General features: G+C 64.7%; 22 protein-coding genes. 15 read left to right on the top strand and 7 right to left on the bottom strand.

The annotated features are described in order from the left end of the window. Positions 1-2 precede the first annotated feature (2 nt). The 3 genes from FEV53_RS20800 to ettA all read left to right on the top strand — a co-directional run bounded on the left by FEV53_RS20800 (position 3) and on the right by ettA (position 2,813). Positions 3-173: a hypothetical protein gene (locus FEV53_RS20800; RefSeq protein WP_185962116.1), complete on the top strand. Its 171-nt coding sequence runs from the start codon at positions 3-5 to the stop codon at positions 171-173. Positions 174-191: 18 nt separating this feature from the next. Then, a complete protein-coding gene (locus FEV53_RS05680) occupies positions 192-1,079 on the top strand; it encodes an alpha/beta fold hydrolase (protein WP_142833849.1) in 888 nt (295 codons plus the stop codon). A 78-nt stretch (positions 1,080-1,157) separates the two neighbouring features. After that, the gene (gene ettA, locus FEV53_RS05675) at positions 1,158-2,813 is read left to right on the top strand and encodes an energy-dependent translational throttle protein EttA (protein ID WP_142833848.1); all 1,656 of its coding nucleotides are present in this window, start codon (positions 1,158-1,160) and stop codon (positions 2,811-2,813) included. A gap of 436 nt (positions 2,814-3,249) precedes the next feature. Here the strand turns inward: ettA and FEV53_RS05670 are convergent, their stop codons facing one another. After that, positions 3,250-4,047, bottom strand: a complete 798-nt coding sequence (locus tag FEV53_RS05670; protein WP_142833847.1) for a crotonase/enoyl-CoA hydratase family protein — start codon at positions 4,045-4,047, stop codon at positions 3,250-3,252. Between the two features lie 166 nt (positions 4,048-4,213). On the opposite strand from FEV53_RS05670, the gene FEV53_RS05665 reads away from it, so the two are divergent. The 3 genes from FEV53_RS05665 to FEV53_RS05655 are packed head-to-tail and all read left to right on the top strand — an operon-like array spanning position 4,214 to position 8,091. Next, positions 4,214-5,827 carry an AMP-binding protein gene (locus tag FEV53_RS05665; RefSeq protein ID WP_142833846.1) on the top strand — a complete coding sequence of 538 codons (1,614 nt, stop codon included), beginning with the start codon at positions 4,214-4,216 and terminating at the stop codon, positions 5,825-5,827. Between the two features lie 5 nt (positions 5,828-5,832). Further along, positions 5,833-6,936, top strand: a complete 1,104-nt coding sequence (locus FEV53_RS05660) for a dimethylsulfoniopropionate demethylase (RefSeq protein WP_142833845.1) — start codon at positions 5,833-5,835, stop codon at positions 6,934-6,936. A 12-nt stretch (positions 6,937-6,948) separates the two neighbouring features. Beyond that, a complete protein-coding gene (locus tag FEV53_RS05655) occupies positions 6,949-8,091 on the top strand; it encodes an iron-containing alcohol dehydrogenase (RefSeq protein ID WP_142833844.1) in 1,143 nt (380 codons plus the stop codon). Between the two features lie 2 nt (positions 8,092-8,093). On the opposite strand, the gene FEV53_RS05650 is transcribed toward FEV53_RS05655, so the two are convergent. Continuing rightward, entirely contained in the window at positions 8,094-8,855 is a 762-nt protein-coding gene (locus tag FEV53_RS05650; RefSeq protein WP_142833843.1) for an NAD kinase, read from the bottom strand. Positions 8,856-8,990: 135 nt separating this feature from the next. Here FEV53_RS05650 and glyA point away from each other — a divergent pair, with 135 nt between their 5' ends. From glyA to FEV53_RS05630, 4 genes are read left to right on the top strand one after another with little or no spacing between them, the layout of a single operon-like run. Next, a complete protein-coding gene (glyA, locus tag FEV53_RS05645; protein WP_142833842.1) occupies positions 8,991-10,286 on the top strand; it encodes a serine hydroxymethyltransferase in 1,296 nt (431 codons plus the stop codon). Beyond that, the gene (locus FEV53_RS05640; RefSeq protein WP_142833841.1) at positions 10,287-11,042 is read left to right on the top strand and encodes an alpha/beta fold hydrolase; all 756 of its coding nucleotides are present in this window, start codon (positions 10,287-10,289) and stop codon (positions 11,040-11,042) included. Between the two features lie 21 nt (positions 11,043-11,063). Next, complete coding sequence (locus FEV53_RS05635; RefSeq protein WP_142833840.1) at positions 11,064-12,416, top strand: phosphohexomutase domain-containing protein; 1,353 nt, start codon at positions 11,064-11,066, stop codon at positions 12,414-12,416. Beyond that, positions 12,413-12,892: a CIA30 family protein gene (locus FEV53_RS05630; protein ID WP_142833839.1), complete on the top strand. Its 480-nt coding sequence runs from the start codon at positions 12,413-12,415 to the stop codon at positions 12,890-12,892. Before FEV53_RS05635 ends, FEV53_RS05630 begins: the two co-directional genes overlap by 4 nt. Here the strand turns inward: FEV53_RS05630 and FEV53_RS05625 are convergent. The 5 genes from FEV53_RS05625 to FEV53_RS05605 all read right to left on the bottom strand — a co-directional run bounded on the left by FEV53_RS05625 (position 12,883) and on the right by FEV53_RS05605 (position 17,745). After that, the gene (locus FEV53_RS05625) at positions 12,883-13,329 is read right to left on the bottom strand and encodes an acyl-CoA thioesterase (RefSeq protein WP_142833838.1); all 447 of its coding nucleotides are present in this window, start codon (positions 13,327-13,329) and stop codon (positions 12,883-12,885) included. The two genes, FEV53_RS05630 and FEV53_RS05625, sit on opposite strands and share 10 nt — an antisense overlap. Then, complete coding sequence (locus tag FEV53_RS05620) at positions 13,326-14,174, bottom strand: inositol monophosphatase family protein (RefSeq protein ID WP_142833837.1); 849 nt, start codon at positions 14,172-14,174, stop codon at positions 13,326-13,328. The genes FEV53_RS05625 and FEV53_RS05620 overlap by 4 nt, the downstream gene beginning before the upstream one ends. 7 nt (positions 14,175-14,181) lie before the next feature. Beyond that, the gene (locus FEV53_RS05615) at positions 14,182-15,516 is read right to left on the bottom strand and encodes a sensor histidine kinase (RefSeq protein WP_142833946.1); all 1,335 of its coding nucleotides are present in this window, start codon (positions 15,514-15,516) and stop codon (positions 14,182-14,184) included. A gap of 75 nt (positions 15,517-15,591) precedes the next feature. Beyond that, entirely contained in the window at positions 15,592-17,010 is a 1,419-nt protein-coding gene (locus tag FEV53_RS05610; RefSeq protein WP_142833836.1) for a dihydrolipoyl dehydrogenase family protein, read from the bottom strand. A 3-nt stretch (positions 17,011-17,013) separates the two neighbouring features. Then, complete coding sequence (locus FEV53_RS05605) at positions 17,014-17,745, bottom strand: TVP38/TMEM64 family protein (protein ID WP_142833835.1); 732 nt, start codon at positions 17,743-17,745, stop codon at positions 17,014-17,016. A gap of 269 nt (positions 17,746-18,014) precedes the next feature. Here FEV53_RS05605 and rpmH point away from each other — a divergent pair, with 269 nt between their 5' ends. The 5 genes from rpmH (at position 18,015) to ttcA (ending at position 20,221) form a co-directional block, all read left to right on the top strand. After that, positions 18,015-18,149, top strand: coding sequence for a 50S ribosomal protein L34 (rpmH, locus tag FEV53_RS05600; RefSeq protein ID WP_012177012.1), 135 nt, complete (start codon positions 18,015-18,017; stop codon positions 18,147-18,149). Between the two features lie 10 nt (positions 18,150-18,159). Further along, positions 18,160-18,534, top strand: coding sequence for a ribonuclease P protein component (rnpA, locus tag FEV53_RS05595; protein WP_142833834.1), 375 nt, complete (start codon positions 18,160-18,162; stop codon positions 18,532-18,534). After that, on the top strand, positions 18,531-18,758 hold the full coding sequence (gene yidD / locus FEV53_RS05590; RefSeq protein ID WP_142833833.1) for a membrane protein insertion efficiency factor YidD: 228 nt from the start codon (positions 18,531-18,533) through the stop codon (positions 18,756-18,758). The genes rnpA and yidD overlap by 4 nt, the downstream gene beginning before the upstream one ends. Before the next feature lie 329 nt (positions 18,759-19,087). After that, on the top strand, positions 19,088-19,294 hold the full coding sequence (locus tag FEV53_RS05585; RefSeq protein ID WP_142833832.1) for a hypothetical protein: 207 nt from the start codon (positions 19,088-19,090) through the stop codon (positions 19,292-19,294). A gap of 72 nt (positions 19,295-19,366) precedes the next feature. Next, positions 19,367-20,221 carry a tRNA 2-thiocytidine(32) synthetase TtcA gene (gene ttcA / locus FEV53_RS05580; RefSeq protein ID WP_142833831.1) on the top strand — a complete coding sequence of 285 codons (855 nt, stop codon included), beginning with the start codon at positions 19,367-19,369 and terminating at the stop codon, positions 20,219-20,221. Positions 20,222-20,268: the final 47 nt, after the last annotated feature.

Genomic DNA, 20,268 nt, shown 5'->3' with positions numbered 1-20,268 from the left:
TGATGAAGTCTCTGTCCGTGCCCATCGCGCTCGGGCTCATCGCCGGCGCCGTCTTTGCAATCTGGCTGGAGACCCGCGACGCCGGGGCATGGACACTGTGCCTGTTCGGCGGCATGGTGCTGGCCGTCGCGATCAGGGGCGCCGTGTCAGCGCTGCAGCGTCCAAGATCCTGACCTCCCGGAGTCTCCGCCATGCTCGACGCATTCACTGATAACCGCATCGCGCTCGACACCGGGATCACCGTGCGGGTGAGGCAGGCAGGCGACGGGCCGCCGCTGCTTCTCCTGCATGGCTATCCTCAGACTCACCTTTGCTGGCACAAGGTTGCACCGGGGCTGGTCAACGCCGGTTATCGGGTGATCCTGCCGGACCTGCGTGGCTATGGCGACAGCGACAAGCCCGAGACGACCCCCGACCACGCCCCCTATTCGAAACGCGCCATGGCCGCCGACCAGATTGCTCTGATGCGGGTGCTGGGGCATGAGCGGTTCGCCGTGGCGGGCCATGACCGGGGCGGACGGGTGGCGCACCGGCTGGCGCGGGATTACCCGGAGGCGGTCACGGCGCTGGCGGTGCTCGACATCGCGCCGACGCTGCATATGTACCGGACCACCGGTGAGGCTTTCGCCCGCGCGTATTATCACTGGTTCTTCCTGATCCAGCCCGCGCCAATGCCAGAACGCCTGATCGCCGCGGAGCCAGCGCTCTACCTTGCCTCGAAGCTGCGGGCATGGTCGCAGGGCAATGACCCGGCCTTCCCTGACGAGGTCCGCGCCGAATATCTGCGCTGCTTCTCTGACCCCGCCGCCATCCACGCCTCCTGCGAGGATTACCGCGCCGCCGCGACCATCGATCTGGAGCATGACGAGGCCGATCTGGACCGCAAACTCCCCATGCCTGTCCTCGCGCTCTGGGGGGCGAAGGGTCTGGTGGGTAAGCTTTACGATGTGCCCGGGATATGGCGCGCTCATGCGGACATTGTAGAGGGTCACGCGCTGCCCTGCGGCCACTTTCTACCGGAGGAATCCCCCGCCGAAACCCTCGCCGCCCTGACCGATTTCTTTGCCCGGCATCGCTGACGGTCGCTCACGTCTTCCGGTAGCCTGCCAAATCCCCTACATGGGGGCGAACCGCAGTTGCGACAAAGGATCAAAGGCATGGCCAGCTATCAGTTCGTCTACCACATGGATGGCGTCTCCAAGACGATCCCGGGTGGCAAGAAACTGTTCGAAAACATCCGTCTGAACTTCCTCCCCGGGGTCAAGATCGGCGTGGTCGGCGTAAACGGCGCCGGTAAATCGACGCTGCTCAAGATCATGGCCGGGATGGACAAGGACTTTACCGGCGAAGCGTGGTCTGCCGAGGGCGCCAAGGTCGGCTACCTGCCGCAGGAGCCCGAGCTCGACCCCTCCCTCGATGTGCGCGGCAATGTGATGCTGGGCGTGGCGGCCAAGCAGGCAAAGCTCGACCGGTTTAACGAGCTGGCGATGAACTACTCAGACGAGACCGCCGACGAGATGGCGCGGCTTCAGGACGAGATCGACAGCGAGAACCTCTGGGATCTCGACAGCCAGATCGACGTCGCTATGGAAGCCCTGCGCTGCCCGCCGGACGATGCCTCGGTCGACTCGCTTTCGGGCGGGGAAAAGCGCCGGGTGGCGCTCTGCCAGCTTCTGCTGGAACAGCCTGACATGCTGCTGCTGGACGAACCGACGAACCATCTTGACGCCGAGACCATCGCCTGGCTGCAACAGCACCTGATCGACTACAAGGGCACGATCCTGATCGTCACCCACGACCGTTACTTCCTCGACGATATCACCGGCTGGATCCTCGAACTCGATCGCGGCCGCGGCATCCCCTACGAGGGCAATTATTCCAGCTGGCTGGAGCAGAAGGCCAAGCGGCTCGAACAGGAGGCCCGCGAGGACAAGGCGAAACAGCGCACGCTGTCGCGCGAGCTTGAATGGATGCGGCAGGGCGCGAAGGCCCGACAGGCGAAATCCAAGGCGCGGATTCAGGCCTATGAGGAAATGGCCAGCCAGTCCGAGCGTGAGCGCGTCGGTAAGGCCCAGATCGTCATCCCCAATGGCGAACGTCTGGGCGGCAAGGTGCTCGAAGTCGAGGATCTGAAGCTGGCCAAGGGCGACAAGCTGCTGATCGACGGTCTCAGCTTTGCCTTGCCACCGGGCGGAATTGTCGGCGTGATCGGTCCGAACGGCGCGGGTAAGACTTCGCTCTTCCGCTGCCTGACCGGGCAGGACGAACCCAACGAAGGCTCGGTCTCGTGGGGCGACACGGTGCAGCTCTCCTACGTGGACCAGTCCCGAGACGCGCTCGATGCCAATGCCACCGTCTGGGAGGAAATCTCCGGCGGCGGAGAGGTGATCGACCTCGGCGACGCGCAGATGAACAGCCGCGCCTATTGCGGTGCCTTCAACTTCAAGGGCGGCGACCAGCAGAAAAAGGTCGGGCTGCTGTCGGGCGGTGAGCGCAACCGCGTCCACATGGCCAAGCTGCTGAAATCCGGCGGCAATGTGCTGCTCCTCGACGAACCGACCAACGACCTCGACGTGGAGACCCTGCGCGCGCTCGAAGACGCTCTGGAGAGTTTTGCCGGCTGCGCCGTGGTGATCTCCCACGACCGCTTCTTCCTCGACCGCCTCTGCACACACATCCTCGCCTTCGAGGGCGACGCACATGTGGAGTGGTTTGAGGGCAACTTCGAGGCTTATGAGGAAGACAAGGTCCGCCGGCTCGGCGAAGACGCCATCAAGCCCACCCGCGTGAAGCACAAGAAATTCACGCGCTGACCTCCGGGGGCGGGCAGCGGGACCAGAGCGAGCCGCTCTGACGCCCTTGCCCGCCCTACCCTGCCCTCTGCCTGTATTTCAATATCAACATGCGCCAAATAGCACCTGGACGGTCGATGATGGGCCTTCGCACAGCAACTGCCGCCTGCCTCTTAATCCTTACGATGGCGGGATGTGGTCAGCGAACGACTGACACATGCGGGGCCGCGCAGTACCAACACCTCGTCGGCGGGCTTTCAACGGCGACATTCGACCTGGCTGTTCCGGGTGACAGCCGACACTACGGCAGCGACGAACCGGTCGCGACAGATAACCCGAGCCGCCTCAACTTCGTTCACAGTGGACCTGATATCGCGGCCGTCACCAACCCCAACTCCAAGGTCATCCGCATTTTCTGCGGATAATCCCGAGATAAGGCCGGTTCCGTGCCAGCGATTTACTCCGGCCGGACCCGCGCCGCAGTCTTGTTCGCGAACGCCTCAAGCCGTCCCCGCGCAGCCGGTTGGGTGTTGACCACGCCGGCCACAACCGCTTCGGCATAGGCGGCGTCGAGGGCGGACATGTTTTGCATGTGACTGATGGCCGAGCAGATGGCGAAGTTGGTCAGGGGCGGGTGCTTGGCGGCTTCGCGGGCGAGTTCCAGCGCCTTGGCCTCGGAATTTTCGACCAGATACTGCGCTAGGCCGACATTCACGGCCTCTTCGCCTTTGTAGACGCGGCCCGTGAGCATCATGTCGATCATCCGCGCCTTGCCGACCAGATCGGCCACCCGGATAGTCGCCCCGCCGCCTGTGAACAGGCCCCGCTGGCCCTCTGGCAGCGCGAAGTAAGTCGTCTGGTCGGCCACACGGATATGGGCGCTGGAGGCAAGCTCCAGCCCCCCGCCCACAACAGCACCTTTGAGCGCGGCGATGATTGGGACGCCGCCATATTCCATTTTGTTGAAAGCCTCATGCCACCGCAGGCACAGGTGCATGAATTCATCGGGGCGACGGTCTTCGCGGTGGTGCTCCACCAGATCGAGACCGGCACAGAAATGGGTGCCCTCCCCGCGCAGGATCACAGCCCGCGCGCCCATCCGGGGCAGGTTGGAGAACACGTCGATGAGCTCTTCGATCGTGGCCGCGTTCAGCGCATTGCGCTTGTCGGCCCGGTTCAGCGTAACGGTGACGATGTCATCTTCATCCACGCTCAGCGCCAGATGGGTCACATCAAATCGGTCGAGGCTCTCCATGGGTCGGGTGTCCTTTCGCAGTCTGGCGCCGGGCGCGTTGGGTAATGCGTCGCAAAAGCGGAACCCGCTTTTTCATTTGTCAGACATATATTTGTCGGGCATTCGAGTAAATGTCCGTCATGCACCACAAAGAGTGCGGTCGAGCGTGCGTCCAGGGGAGGAGAGGATGCGGGAGAATTTCGAGGCGCTGGAACGCAATCCGGCCAACCATGTGCCCTTGTCGCCGGTGTCGTTTCTGCGCCGCGCCGCGCGGGTTCACCGGGACGACATCGCCACCGTGCAGGGAGAGACCCGGCGCAGCTGGGCCGAGGTCCATGATCGGGTGTGTCGCGTGGCCGGGGGGCTGAGGGCGCGCGGGATCGGTGTCGGCGATACGGTGACGGTCCTCTCGGGCAACCTGCCTGAGCTGTTCGAGCTGCATTTCGCCGTGCCGATGGCCGGTGCGGTGCTGTCAGCACTGAACACCCGGCTGGAGCCTGCGACCATAGCTTACATCCTCGACCACTCGGACAGCCAGCTCCTGATGGTCAGCTCGGACTTGGTGGGGTTGGCGCAGGCTGCGCTGGAACAGTCTGAGCGGGCGCCTGAGATCGTGGAAATCCCCCTCTCTGCCAACGCAGCTCCCATGGATCATCCGGGTTATGACGATCTGCTGGCAGGTCCCCCGCTCGACGTCGATGGGTTGCCCGAGGACGAGTGGCAGGCTCTGGCCCTGAACTACACGTCCGGCACCTCGGGGAGGCCCAAGGGCGTTGTCTACCACCATCGCGGCGCCTACCTCATGGCGCTAGGGACCGTCGCCGCCTGGCAAGTCCCACGCAAGCCCGTCTACCTGTCCGTGGTGCCCATGTTCCACTGCAATGGCTGGGGACATCCGTGGATGATGGCGATCCTCGGAGGGACCGTCGTCTTTCCGGCCTCCACGGCGCCGGAAGCGCTGTTCGAGGCGATCCGGGCCGAGGGTGTCACCCATTTCGGCGCCGCTCCGGTGGTGCTGCAAATGCTGGCCGAGAGCGAGGCGGCCCCATCCCGACGCATCGACCCCGCCCTACAGGTGATGACCGCCGGAGCGCCGCCGCCGCCTGCCGTTCTGCAGCGTATGGCGAGCCTCGGCATGGAGGTGATGCATGTCTATGGGCTGACCGAGACCTATGGCCACATTTCCCAGTGTCTTCCGCAGGAGGACTGGCGGTCGCTTGATCCGGCGGAAGAAGCCGCAAGGCGGGCGCGGCAGGGCGTGCCGTTTCCCATGGTCGAAGAGGTCGCCGTGATCGACCGCGAAACCGGCCAGAGCGTGCCTGCCGATGCGGAGACCCAGGGCGAGATCGCCATTCGCGGAAACACGGTGATGAAGGGCTATTACAAGGACCCCGACGCCACGGCCGAGGCCATGCAGAACGGGTATTTCTGGTCCGGCGACGGGGCGGTGCTTTACCCAGACGGCTACATGCAGATCCGCGACCGGTTGAAGGACGTGATCATCTCGGGCGGTGAAAACGTCTCCTCGGTGGAGGTGGAGGCGGTGCTCTACGCCCACCCCGCCGTGCAGACCGCTGCTGTGGTCGCGCGGCCCGATCCAAAATGGGGCGAGGTGCCCTGTGCTTTTGTCGAACTGCGCCCCGGACACGAGGCGGACGAGGCCGGGATCATGGCGTTCTGCCGGGACCGGCTCGCGGGGTTCAAGACACCGAAATCGGTGATTTTCGCGGAGATCCCGAAAACCTCCACCGGCAAGATCCAGAAATTCGAATTGCGCCAGCGCATCAAGGACATGGGGTAGTACAGATGGTCATGCTTTCCACCTCGCGCCGGCTCCGCCGGACGCCGTTCTCGCCCGGGGTCGAGGCCGCCGGGGTCAAGGCCTACACGGTTTATAACCACATGCTCCTGCCGACGGTCTTTCGCTCGGTCCAGGAGGATTACCACCACCTGAAAAATGCCGTTCAGGTCTGGGATGTGGCCTGCGAGCGGCAGGTCGAACTGCGCGGCCCCCACGCGGCGCGGCTGGCCCAGTGGCTGACACCCCGCGATCTGCGGGGCATTCAGGTCGGGCAGTGCGCCTATGTTCCGATCGTGGACGAGACCGGGGGCATGCTGAACGATCCGGTGGCGGTGAAGCTCGCCGAAGATCGCTGGTGGATCTCCATCGCGGACAGCGATCTGCTCTACTGGGTCAAGGGTCTGGCCCACAGCTTCCACCTCGATGTGCTCGTCGATGAGCCGGACGTCTCGCCGCTGGCCGTGCAGGGCCCGCTGGCCGAAGACCTCATGGCCGCCGTGTTTGGGGATGCCGTGCGTTCGATCCGGTTCTTCCGCTTCAAGGAGCTGGAGTTTCAGGGTCGGGCCATGGTCGTCGCGCGTTCGGGCTACTCAAAGCAGGGTGGTTTCGAGATCTATGTCGAGGGCGGTGATCTGGGGATGCCGCTCTGGGACGCGCTGATGGAGGCGGGGCGCGGGATGGATGTCCGCGCCGGTTGCCCCAATCTCATCGAGCGGATCGAGGGCGGGCTGCTGTCCTACGGCAACGATATGACCGACGACAACACGCCCCATGAATGTGGCCTGGGCAAATTCTGCAACACCGAATCGGCCATTGGCTGCATAGGGCGCGACGCCCTCCTGCGGGTCGCCAAGGAAGGCCCGGTGAAACAGATTCGCCCAATCTCCATCGGTGGTGAGAAAGTGCCGCCGGTGGAGGAATTCTGGCCTTTGGTCGCCGGGGAGCGGATGGTGGGTCGGGTATCTTCGGCGGCGCGGTCGCCGGATTTCAACACGACTGTGGCCATCGGCATGGTCCGGATGACCCATTGGGACGCAGGCACCGAACTGACCGTGGTGACACCCGACGGTCCCCGCCCGGCCCGGGTCGAGGAACATTTCTGGATCTGAGGAGGAAACGGGATGCAGACGGTTTTCAGCTTTGCCACCGCGACAGAGATCCGCTTTGGCCGGGGTGTGGCGCGGGAGGCGGTCAGCGATCTGGCCGCGCTGCATCCGCGCGTGTTGCTGGTGACCGGCGGCACTCCCTCCCGCTCTGACTGGCTGCGGGAGGCGCTGATAGATGCGGGCGCCGAGGTCGCGCGCTTTGCCGTGCCGGGTGAACCGGATGTGTCCACGATCGAGGCTGGGGTGGCGACCGCACGCGACCACAGCGCAGGCGCCGTGATCGCGCTGGGCGGCGGCGCGGTGATCGACGCGGGCAAGGCCATCGCCGCCCTCGTTCCCGCTCCGCGCCCGATGCTGGACCATCTCGAAGTCGTGGGCCTCGGCCTGCCGCTGGAGGCCACCCCCCTGCCTTTCGCCGCCTTACCGACCACGTCAGGCACCGGCGCCGAAGTGACCCGCAACGCGGTGATCTCGGTCCCGGAGGCCCGTCGCAAGGTCAGCCTTCGTGACCGCACGATGCTGCCGCGCCTCGCCATCGTGGACCCGTCCCTGACCGATCATTGCCCTCGCGCCATCACTCTGGCATCCGGCCTTGACGCGGTGACGCAGGTGATCGAGCCCTACATATCCTCCCGCGCAAACCCGCTGACCGACGCGCTTTGCCGCGACGCGATCCCCAAGGGGCTCGCCGCGCTGATCCGGCTGATGGAGGGCGAAGACCCGGACGCGCGCGATGCGCTCGCATGGACCAGCCTGTGCGGCGGGCTGGCGCTGGCCAATGCAGGGCTGGGGGTCGTGCACGGGCTCGCCGGACCTCTGGGCGGCCTCTCAGGCGCGGCCCACGGAGCGATCTGCGGCACCCTTCTGCCTGCCGGTCTGATCACCAACGCGGCACGAACCGAAGGCGCTGCGGCGGCGAAAATCGGAGAGGTCCGTCAGATGATCGCAGGGGCTCTGTCGGTCCCGGACGACGATGCCTTCGACGCGCTCCGGGACTGGTCGCGGAACTCCGGTCTGCCGGGCCTCGACGGGCTCAGCATCACCGAGGCCAACCGAAACGAGGCCGCCGAAATGGCCGCGAGTTCGTCCTCGATGAAGGCCAACCCTGTTCCCCTCGATGCCGAAAGCCTGCGCGTGATGATGAATGCCGCGCGCTAGGGTCAGACAAACTGCTCGCGCAGCAGGCGTTCCTGCAGCCCATGCCCCGGATCGAACAGAATCGAATGGGTAATTTCGGGGGCGCTTTGAACCTCGACGGAGATCACATCGCGCACTGAAAACCCGTCCGCATCGGCCATGACCGGACGCTTGCTGGCCTCACGCACATCGAAACGGACGACTGCGGTGGTCGGCAGCAGCGCCCCGCGCCAGCGCCGGGGGCGGAAGGCAGCCATGGCCGTCAGCGCCAGCACATCAGAGCCGATGGGCAGGATCGGCCCGTGCGCCGAGTAGTTATAGGCCGTTGAGCCCGCAGGCGTGGCGACGAGCGCGCCGTCGCAGACGAGCTCCTCCATCCGCACGCGCCCGTCAATATGGATCTTCAGCTTCGCCGCTTGGGGCCCTTGTCGCAAAAGGGAGACCTCGTTGATCGCCAGGTGGGTCTCGCTGGAACCGTCGGCCCGACGGGCAACCATACGCAGGGGGTGGATTTCTTCGATCTCGGCCTCTTCCAGTCGCTCGACCAGCCCGGCCTCGGAATATTCGTTCATCAGGAATCCGATGGTGCCGCAATTCATCCCGTAGACTGGCGCAGGCAGGTGCTGGGTGCGGTGCAGCGTGTGCAACATGTGCCCGTCCCCCCCCAGCGCCACGATCACATCGGCCTCATCCACCGGGACCTGCCCGTATTTGGTGCTGAGCGCGGTCAGGGCTTCCTGAGCGATGTCACTCGAACTGGCCAAAAAGGCGATTTTTTCGCGCATGGGGGTCCTCCTGCGGCGGAGCGTCGCGCGTCAGGACGCGAATGGCAACCACCGTGTCGCTCTGTGCTCTTTCACCGGATGCAACCATGCGGTAACAGCGGTCAACCATTTCTGCTGCCGAAAGGACCAGAGCCCATGAATGCGCCCCATCGTGACAACGGCTTCTTCACCCGAAGCCTGGCCGACACCGATCCCGACCTGATGCAGGCCGTGACCTCCGAGCTGGGCCGTCAGCGCGACGAAATCGAGCTGATCGCGAGCGAGAACATCGTCTCCAAGGCGGTGATGGAGGCGCAGGGCTCGGTCCTGACCAACAAATATGCCGAAGGCTATCCGGGTCGCCGGTATTATGGCGGCTGCCAGTATGTGGACGTGGCCGAAAACCTCGCCATCGACAGGGCCAAGGAGCTCTTTGGCTGCGGTTTCGCGAATGTTCAGCCGAACTCCGGCTCTCAGGCCAATCAGGGCGTGTTCACCGCGCTGCTGCAACCCGGCGACACAATCCTTGGGATGAGCCTCGATGCGGGCGGCCACCTGACCCATGGCGCCCGTCCAAACCAGTCGGGCAAGTGGTTCAACGCCATTCAATACGGCGTCACCCGCGACACGCTGCTGCCCGATTACGACCAGATCGAAGCGCTGGCCAAAGAGCACCAGCCGAAGATGATCATCGCCGGCGGCTCCGCCATTCCGCGCATCCTCGACTTTGCCCGGATGCGTGAGATCGCCGATATGGTCGGCGCGTTTCTGCTGGTGGACATGGCCCATTTCGCCGGTCTCGTCGCCTCGGGCGACTACCCCTCGCCCTTCCCCCACGCCCATGTGGCGACCACGACGACGCATAAGACTCTGCGCGGCCCGCGCGGCGGCATGATCCTCACCGACGACGAAGCCATCGCGAAAAAGGTGAATTCCGCGATCTTCCCCGGCATTCAGGGCGGCCCGCTGATGCATGTGATCGCAGCCAAGGCCGTGGCGTTTGGCGAGGCGCTACAGCCCGGCTTTAAGGCCTATCAAAAGCAGGTCATCGCCAATGCGCAGGCGCTGGCCGATCAGCTGATGAAAGGCGGGCTGGACATCGTCACCGACGGCACCGACACGCACCTGATGCTCGTGGATCTCCGCCCCAAAGGCGTGAAGGGCAACGACACCGAGAAAGCCCTCGGTCGCGCTCACATCACCTGCAACAAGAACGGCATCCCGTTTGACGACGAAAAGCCGACCATCACCAGCGGCATTCGTCTGGGTTCGCCCGCCGGAACTACGCGGGGCTTCGGCGAGGACGAGTTCCGCCAGATCGCCGACTGGATCGTCGAGGTGGTGGACGGTCTCGCCGCTAACGGCCCCGACGGCAATGAAGCTGTCGAGACCAAGGTGCGCACCGAGGTCGAGGCCCTGTGCCAGCGCTTCCCGATCTACCCGGAGCTCTGAGTGTCTCAGCTCGCCTATGTGGATTACGAGAGCGGCGGTGACGCGCCGCCGCTTCTCATCGCGCATGGGCTGTTTGGCTCGGCGCGGAACTGGAACGTGATCGCCAAACGGCTCTCGGATCGCGGTCCGGTGCGGGTCGTGGATATGCGCAACCACGGTGACTCGCCCCATCTCGATAACCACGACTACCCTTCGATGGCCGACGATCTGGCGGCGGTGATGGATCCCGGCTGGGACGTGCTGGGCCATTCGATGGGCGGCAAAGCGGCAATGATGCTGGCCCTAGCCCAACCCGATCTGCCGCGCCGGATCATTGTCGCTGATATCGCGCCCGTCAGCTACAGCCACAGCCAGACCCACCTGATCGACGCCATGCGCCGCGTGGATCTCAGCCACGTGCGCAAGCGCCGCGATGCCGAGGCGCAACTGGCCGATCATGTGGACGATCCGTCGCTGCGCTCTTTTCTCCTCCAGAGCCTCGACCCCGAGAACCAGCGCTGGAAGCTGAACCTCGACGCGCTGGAGCGTCATCACGATCTGGTCATCGGCTGGCCCGAGGTCACCGGCCAATTCGAGCGCCCCGCCCTGTTCCTGACCGGCGGCGCCAGCGATTATGTGACCCGCGAGATGCGCCCCGCGATCCGCGCACATTTTGCCAAAGCACGCTTCACCAGCCTGCCTGATGCGGGTCACTGGCTGCATGCCGAAAAGCCCCGCGATTTCGAGGCCACCATGCGGGTGTTCCTCGACGCCTGATACTCTGAGGGAGTTTGATCCATGGCCCCGAAATTCGGCACATCCGGCCTCCGGGGCCTTGTCACCGAGCTGACAGAGCCGCTCGTCGCCGCGCATGTGCGCGCGTTTCTGACGGCCTGTGACACTGGCGGAGCGGTCTATATCGGCGGCGACCTGCGCCCCTCCACTGCCGCTCTGATGGAGACTGTGTCCAGGACGGTGACAGGGATGGGCGCCCGAGCTGTGCTCTGCGGGACGGTGCCCACTCCGGCGCTGGCGTTGGTTGCGCGCGAGGCAAAGGCGAGCGCGATCATGGTCACCGGCTCCCACATCCCCGCCGACCGCAACGGGCTGAAATTCTACTCCCGCGCTGGCGAGATCACCAAGGATGATGAAGCGGCCATCACCGCCGCGCTCGACACGGCCCCGGGTTCCGGAGGTGGTACGACGACGCGCGACACGCGCGTCGCCGCCCGCTACCGCGCCCGCTACGCCACAGCATTTGGTGAAGCGCTGAACGGCCAACGCATCGGTCTTTATGCCCATTCCGCCGTCGGGCGCGATCTGCTGGCGGAGATTCTGCTGGATGCAGGCGCCGAGGTGGTCGAACTGGGCCGGGCCGATCACTTCATCCCGATCGACACCGAGGCAATCTCTGGGGAGTTGCGGTGCCAGCTCCGGGATTGGGCCGCTGGGGGCCGATTCAATGCTATCGTTTCGACAGATGGCGACAGCGATCGCCCCCTGATAACCGACGTCGCAGGCACGGTCATTCCGGGCGACCTCCTGGGCCAGATCACGGCGGAACTGCTCGGCGCTCACAGCGTGGTCACGCCGATCTCGTCCAATCCCGGCGTGGCGCAAAAGGGCTTCGCCGAGCTTTTGCTGACCCGCATCGGCTCGCCCTTCGTCATCGCAGGGATGGAAACCGCTCAAGGTCCCGCGCTGGGTTACGAGGCAAATGGCGGCACCCTTCTGGGCTTCGACGCCCAAGGTCCGGCCGGTCCCCTGCCCGCATTGCCGACTCGCGACGCGGTGCTGCCAATCCTTGCCGTGCTCACCGCCTCCGAAGGCGATGTCGCCGCGCGCGTCCGCCGGGAACCGCCGGTCTTCACCGCCGCCGACCGGCTGACGGACATCGACCGGGAGGGTGCCGACCCACTCCTCAAACAGCTCGACCGTGACCCGACGCCACTGCTGGCACCGGGCGAAACAGTCGCCTCCTGCGACCACACCGACGGGCCACGCTGGACGCTTTCGGACGGCGCCGTGCTGCAACTGCGCCCCTCGGGCAACGCGCCGGAGCTGCGCATCTACACCGTCGCCGATACACCCGAAGCCGCTGCCGCGCTCCTCGACCGGACCCGCGCCCGAATGCAGGACCTCCTGACATGACCGAACTCCTCTTCGATGGCACCGACGCCACCGCGCGCCATTGGGAGCTGGTGTCGGATCGGGTCATGGGCGGGATCAGCAACGGACGGCTCAAGCTCGATACCATCGCCGGGCGAGCCGCTCTGCACCTGACCGGCACCGTATCACTGGAGAACGATGGCGGGTTTCTGCAAATGGCGCGCGATCTGCCCCCGGGTACCGGCTGGAACGGAATCGCCCTCACCGTACGTGGCACAGGCGAGTGCTATGACATCCGCCTGCGCACCCGCGATCTGAGCCGCCCGTGGCAGTCCTTTCGCACTGAGTTCACCGCGACCGACGACTGGCAGGAGCTGCGGATCGCCTTTGCCGATCTCACACCCCATCGGACCGATGTGGCCTTCCGCCCCGAAGCCCTGAGCCGGGTCGGGCTGGTGGGTGTCGGGCGGGCGTTCGAGGCTGATCTGGCACTGGCGGAGATGCGGTTCTACCGCTGAGGCGCTGTCATGCTCTGGAACAACTGCCGGAGCGGATCTGCCATGGGCCGGGGGCGATGGGTCTCGCGATCCACATTCACATGGACGAAGTGACCCTCGGCCGCCGCCAGATCCGCATCTCCGTCGAAAAGCGCAATCTCATATCGCACCGCCGACCGGCCCAGATGCCCAACTCTTAGCCCTGCCGTGATCACCGCGGGATGGCTGATCGGTGCGTGGTAGCGACACCCCGAATCGACCACGAGGAACACATCCGCGCCCGCATGGGGATCGAGCAATCCCGCCTCCAGCAGCAGCCCGTTCACCGCCGTGTCGAACATCTCGTAAAACACCACGTTGTTGATATGGCCGTAGATGTCATTGTCGTTCCAGCGCGTGCCAAGGGTTCGGAACACACGATAATCGGTGCGGATCCCCGGGGCGGGGCGGTCGGTCATTGGTCAAACACCTCGCTCAACTGCTCCTCCAGAAGTCCCAGCCGCGCCTCTGAGCGGGCGGCCAGCAAAACCCGGCTGGTATCTCCGACGCGCCACGGCACAGCACCCACCTGAGCGATAGCGCCCCCCGCCTCGGTCAGACAGAGCCGCCCGGCCAGATGATCCCACGGGTTCGAACTGTGGGTGACCATCCAATCCGCATGGCCGTCGATCATCAGCCGGTATTCATGGGCGGAGCATCGCAGGTTCTGGACCCGGCGATGGGTCAGGTAGAGAGGCAGGAGCCGCTCGCGGGCCGGCATCGTGAAAAGCCCCGTGGGCAGATAGCCGGTCTCCTCAGCCTCGGGTTTCTCCGGCGCGCTGCGCAAACGTCGGGGCGCGGCATCGGGGCGACAAGCCCAGGCTCCCTGCCCCGGTCGCGCCAACATCCAGTCGTCGAGCACAGGGTCATAGATCAGCCCAAACACCGTCTCGCCCCGCGCCACGACGGCCAGCATCACCGCAAACAGCGCCAACCCCCGGGCGAAGTTCCACGTCCCGTCCACCGGATCGACGATGACCGCCAGGTCGGCTTCATCGAGGCCATCCAACAAAGACGGGTCGGTGGAAATTGCCTCTTCGCCCAGAAACAGCGCTTCGGGCAGCAGCCGCGCGACCCTCTCGCCGAGGGCCTCCTCGGCAGCGCGGTCGGCGACAGTGACCAGATCGTCGGGTCCGGACTTTGTGTCGATCTCCTCCCCGGAGAGCCGCCGAAAGCGCGGCAGGATCTCGGCGCGGGCGACGTCCCGGACAGCCCCGACCAACGCTTCACTCAGAGTGTCATCAATCATAGGGGCCTCGGTCATAGGTTTCTCAATTCAGCGGCTGCACAGAGCGGGGAAAGACGATCTCAAATGATGTCCCGGCAGGACCGCTCTCAACCAGTTTCAGGGTTCCGCCATGGCCACGGACCAGTTCCTGGGCGATGGTCAGCCCCAGCCCGGTGCCTTTCTTCGAGGCCGATTGGAACGGCTGAAACAGCGTTTCCTGCATCCGCGCCGGAATACCCGGCCCGGTATCGGCCACCCGGATGCTCCAGCCCGCATCACTCTCGCTGGCGGACACGGTAATTGTCCCTTCGACGCGACGCGCCGTCATCGCCTGACGGGCGTTGCGCACAAGGTTATCAAGGGCGCGGTGGAGCTGCTCCCGATCAGCCCGGATCTCGATGTCGGGTCTCACCTGGCTGACCAACGTGACGCCACTGCCCTCAGCGGCCAGCGTCTCGGCCTCCAGCACATCCTCGACCAGCGCGGCAAGGGGGAAGCGTCTGAGCTGCGGGGGCGGCTCATCGGCCTTCCCGAAGGCCAAGGTCGCCTCACAAATCGATTCCGCCCGCCGGAGGGAGTTCAGGAGCTTCGGCGCCAGACGGGCGACTTGCGGGTCGCGTGACTCCTCCATCCGGTCGCCAAAGAGCTGCGCCGTCGTCAGGACGTTGCGCAGATCGTGGTTGATCTTGGCCACCGCGCCGCCCAAAAGCGCCAGCCGCTGCTTCTGCCGGAGCGCCTGACTGAGTTGGGTTTCCAGATCCCTGAGCGCATTCTCTGCATCCCGAAGCTCTCGAATCTGAGACGACGGGTCGATGATGTTGCGCGCATCCTCGGGGGCTTCGGCATAACTCTGCATGGCCGAAACCACCCGGCGGATGGGCCGCACCATGAGCCTGCGCACCGCAAGGAACAACAGGAGCGCGGTCAGGACCGAGATCACCGCCGACAGGATCAGGATGCGGACCCCGTAGTCGATCATCGCGGCGCGCAGCGGACCCGCGGCGATGGTGATCTCGATCTGCTCACCGCCCATGCGGACCGGCTGACCCACCACCCGGATCACACGGTCCTTCCCCTCCAGAAGCGTGACGATGGCATCGCCGATCAGGGCAAAGACCGACGGATCGCGCATGTCATAGGTCTGCCAGATGGGCGACGGGATCGGCGAGGACAGCACCAGCTGACGCAATTCATCGCGGCGTAGCACCACGTTGAAGACCTCAGCGTTCTCCAGCAGTTCCCGTTCGAGATCGGGGTCGAGCATGTCTTCGGCCAGAAGCGCCAGAGAGGCGATCTGCGCCCGCTCCAGCCGCGCATTCAGGTAGGTCTCCCGAAACCGCGCAATGGAGGGGACAAAGATCAGCACCTCCGCCAGCATGACGAAAATGATCGTCAGGACCAGAAAGCGACCTGATAGTGAATTCACAGCCGGCCCCTCACACGCCCCCACGCCTCACGGCAGGTATTTCTGCACCAGCCGCACGATCTTCTTAACCTTATCGCTTTCAAACAGCCGTGGCGAGAAGTAGGCGCCTGCGGCCCGCTTGTTGACTTCGGACAGGGTCGGATAAGGCAGCACCGTGTTGGAAATCGCCCGCATCTTCAGACCGTTGGCCAGCGCCATGGCCCACATAGAGATAAGCTCACCGGCCTGCGCACCGACGATGGTGGCGCCGACGGGTTTGCCCTTGACCACGGCAACCTTGACAAAGCCTTTCGTCTCGCCACTGGCAATCGCGCGGTCATTCTCGTGGTAGTCAAACCGGACCACCTCGACCTTGTCCCGGCCGTGCTCCCGGATCGCCTCATCGGCGGTCAGCCCCACCTGCGCCAGTTCCGGCGAGGTATAGGTGCACCAGGGGATATGTGCGGTCTTGGCCTTCGACGGCAGGCTCAGCAGGATCTGCGGGATCAGAACGCCCGCATGATAACCCGCCAGATGGGTGAACTGCATGCCCCCCGCAGCATCGCCCGCCGCATAGACTTTGCGGTTGGTGGTCGAGCGCAAGCGGCCGTCCACCTTGACCGCGCGGTCATGGGCCACATTGCCCGCGTCGAGATCGAGCCGGTCGATATTCACCTTGCGCCCGACGGCGACTAGCAGATGCGAGCCGGTATGACTGCCCTCGGGTGTCTCCACGGTAATCCCGTCCGGACCCTCGCTGATCGCGGTGGCCTGTGCCCCCTCGACAATGGTCACCCCCTCGTCCCGCAGGCTCTGCACCACGATGGCTGCGGCCTCGGGGTCGTCCTTGGCCATGGCGCGGGCGCCCTCGATCACCGTCACCTCGCAGCCAAGCCGCCGGTGGGCCTGTGCCATCTCCAGCCCGATTGGGCCTCCGCCGATGATCATGAGATGCGAGGGCTTTTCCCGCAGTTCAAAGATCGTTTCATTGGTGTGATAGCTCACCCCGTCCAGCCCGGGAATCGGCGGCACGAAAGGGGACGACCCGGTGGCGATGACAAAGCGCCGGGCCTTGATCCTGTAGTCTCCCGCAACGACCGTGTCGGGATCGGAAAACCTGCCCCATTCGCGGATGACGCGGACGCCAAAGCCTTCGAATCGCTCCTGACTGTCCACCGGCGCGATGGTGTCGATGACGCGAGCCACGTGATCTTTGGCCTCCGCATAATCCACCTCCGGCGCCGCAGGAGCCACGCCGAGACGACCCGGATGGGCGACCCGATGCGCTTGCCGACCGGCGGCCAGCAGTGCCTTTGACGGGACGCATCCATAATTGAGGCAATCGCCGCCCATCTTATGCCCTTCGATGAGGATCACATCCGCCCCCATCTGGGACGCTCCGGCGGCCATGGAGAGCCCCCCGGAGCCAGCGCCGATGATGCAGAGGTCACAGGTCAGATCTTGCATGGGTCAGACGTCCTTTTTGCCACGGAGGGCTTTCAACACGAGGGGAAGTGCGGCCAGCGCACAGAGCCCGAGGATCGGCAGCAGGATATGCGGCTCGAAGATGATCGACAGATTCGGCGTCTCGCCCCGGGCAAAGACCTCGCCCAGACCGGCGCCGACGGATGTGTAGACCAGCGCACCGGGGATGATCCCCACGAACGTCGTCACGGCGAAGATCCAGAGCGGCACGCCCACGAAAGCGGGCACGAGGTTTGCGACGAAGAACGGCACTGCGGGCACAAGCCGGATCAGGAACAGCATAGACCAGCGATTCTCGTCGATGCCTTCCTTGATCTTGCGAATCTTACCGTCGGAACTGTCCATTTTAGCCGAGAGCTGAGCGCCGAAGCCCCATTTGGCCGCGAGAAAGATCGCGATAGCCCCGAGGGTCGCACCCGTCATGTTGAATATCACGCCGGGAAAGGTCGAAAACAGGAACCCGCCGGTGAGTGTGGCGATGGTCGCGCCGGGCAATGAGAACGCGACGATCAGCGCGTAGATGGCAATAAAGCCCAGAGCGGCCACCAGATAGTTGGCATCCCGAAAGGCCAGGAGCTTTTCCCGATTCTCGGCGAGCGCCTCAAAAGACAGGAGATCCCCGAGGGTAAAGGCCCCGATGACGGCGACGGCGGCGATAGCGATGAGCGGCAGGCGGCGAATCCAGGGGGATGCGGTCTGTGCTGGCGCGGCGGACATGGGCTGTGCTCCTCGTGTTGCGTTGAGGCCTAACATGGAGACATTGAGGAGACAGGGAAATCCGCCTCACGGCTGATTGATGGAGAGCGCCTGAAACCGGGGCAAACTGTAACATTCGGGCTTTCGGCTGAAATACAGACGCAAAGCAGCGCCTATTCCGGGGCGGGCTGTTGACAGGCGCGCTCCCGCTGCCTAAACGCGCCACCTGACATCCGTTTTAATCCGGCCTGTGGGACATCGGTCCCCGCCGCCCGTCCGGGAGACTAGACATGAAGCGCACCTTCCAGCCCTCGAACCTCGTTCGCAAGCGTCGCCACGGGTTCCGCGCCCGCATGGCCACCAAAGCCGGCCGCAAGATCCTGAACGCCCGCCGCGCCCGCGGTCGGAAGTCGCTCAGCGCCTGAGGCCCAGCCCATGGCAACGGATCGGCCCGCAGCGGACCCCGCTGGCGGGCCCGTTTCGTTTGAGGTCCTCACCAAGCGCGCCGACTTTCTGCGCGCCGCCCGTGCCCGTTATGTCCGGCGCCCCGGCCTCATCCTTCAAGCGCGTGAGCGCGGCGAAGGTGATGGAGTGCGCGTAGGCTATACCTGCTCGAAAAAGGTCGGCAACGCGGTTGCCCGAAACCGGGCCAAGCGTCGCCTGCGCGAAGTGGTCCGGCTGGAGCTGCCGGATCTCGGGCGCCCCGGTTGGGACTACGTGCTGATCGGCAAGCGCGAGATCACCGCAGATCGTGACTTTGTGAAGCTACGCCGCGATCTTGCCAGTGCGCTCATGGAGATCCACGGATGACCATTGCTGCCCGGATCCTCGCCCTGCCCGTGCGCGGTTACCGTCTGATCTTCTCCCCTTGGGTTGGGTTCAACTGCCGCTATCACCCCACCTGCTCCGCCTACGCACTCGAAGCAATCGACACACATGGGGCGCTCAAAGGCGGCTGGTTGACCTTGCGCCGAATCGGTCGCTGCCACCCCTGGGGCGGATCCGGCATCGACAACGTCCCCCCCAAGGACTGACCCCTGCGGCGATTCGGTCACAGGAATGAAAATTACCATCATTCCCGCAAAAGTTGCTGACAGGCCGCACGAATCGTGTCATTTGACATTCTGTCGCATCGTTTGAACGCAGGGAGGGCGCACATGACTATGTCTTATCGCATCGTACGCCTTTGCTTCGCCAAATGGACCGGCACCGCCCAGCGATCCCATCGCTGATCGGCTCCCCCGCGACACACCCGTAAAATCAGAGCTCTGACACAGCGCCCCGGCGCGTGAGCCGCTGTTTTTACACCCCTTCCACATCGACACGTCACAACACGAGGAGGACCCTTCGCGGTCGGATTCCCATGATCAAAGCTTTGCGCAATACCCCTGACCTGATCGACGAGATCATCGCCACCCATGGCACCTGGCACGTCCTGAAGCGGGTCATCGCCAGCGCCCTGAACCTGCGGCGTCTGCCGCCTGAGCCGGATTGCGAGCATCTGCGGCGGGATGTGGGGCTGCCGCCCCGTGCCGACGCCCCTCCTGATCCGTGGAGATACATGCGGTAGCCGAACGCTCCGGTCCGTCACGCGGGCCGGAGCATCTTTGCGTGACCGCAAAATTGGCGTAAGCGGGCGGTCATGCTGGACAAGACAAACTCAGACGAGATTCACCCGCTGTTCCACGGCGCTCCGAAAACCACCGAGTTTCGGAAGCTGCGCAAGCGGATTGTGCGCGCCACCCGCGAGGCGGTGGAGCAGTATGGCATGGTGCGTGAAGGCGACCGCTGGCTGGTTTGCCTGTCCGGCGGCAAGGATAGTTACACGCTGCTGGCCGCTCTCACCGAATTGCAATGGCGCGGCCTCCTGCCGGTGGATATCCTTGCCTGCAATCTCGATCAGGGACAGCCGGGCTTTCCGGCGACGGTGCTGCCGGAGTTCCTTGAGAAAATGGGCGTTCCCCACCGGATCGAGTATCAGGACACCTATTCCATCGTGATGGACAAGGTCCCTCAGGGCCGCACCTATTGCGCGCTTTGCTCACGGCTCCGACGCGGCAATCTCTACCGCATCGCACGCGAGGAAGGCTGTTCCGCTGTGGTGCTGGGCCATCACCGCGACGACATCCTCGAGACGTTCTTTATGAACCTGTTCCATGGCGGACGGCTGGCGACCATGCCTCCGAAGCTGGTGAACGAAGAAGGCGACCTCTTTGTCATGCGCCCCCTCGCCCATGTGGCGGAGGACGATTGCGACAAGTTCGCCCGCGCGATGAACTACCCGATTATCCCCTGCGACCTCTGCGGCTCGCAGGACGGGCTGCAACGTCAGCAGGTAAAACAGATCCTCGACGGTTGGGAGAAGAACGCGCCGGGGCGGCGGCAGGTGATGTTCCGGGCACTGATGAACACCCGACCCTCCCACCTGCTCGACCCCGGACTGTTCGATTTCGCCGGTCTGACCCTGCCCGCAGAGGCCAAGAAGACCCCTTCATGACGGGATTTGCCTTGACCTTCGGGGGGCACGGCTGTTGAACACCGGCT

The sequence above is a fragment of the Palleronia caenipelagi genome (genome assembly GCF_007004065.1).
Lineage (GTDB): Bacteria > Pseudomonadota > Alphaproteobacteria > Rhodobacterales > Rhodobacteraceae > Palleronia > Palleronia caenipelagi.
Note: the sequence above shows the minus strand (reverse complement) of the source record. Positions and strands in the feature narration are given on the sequence as shown.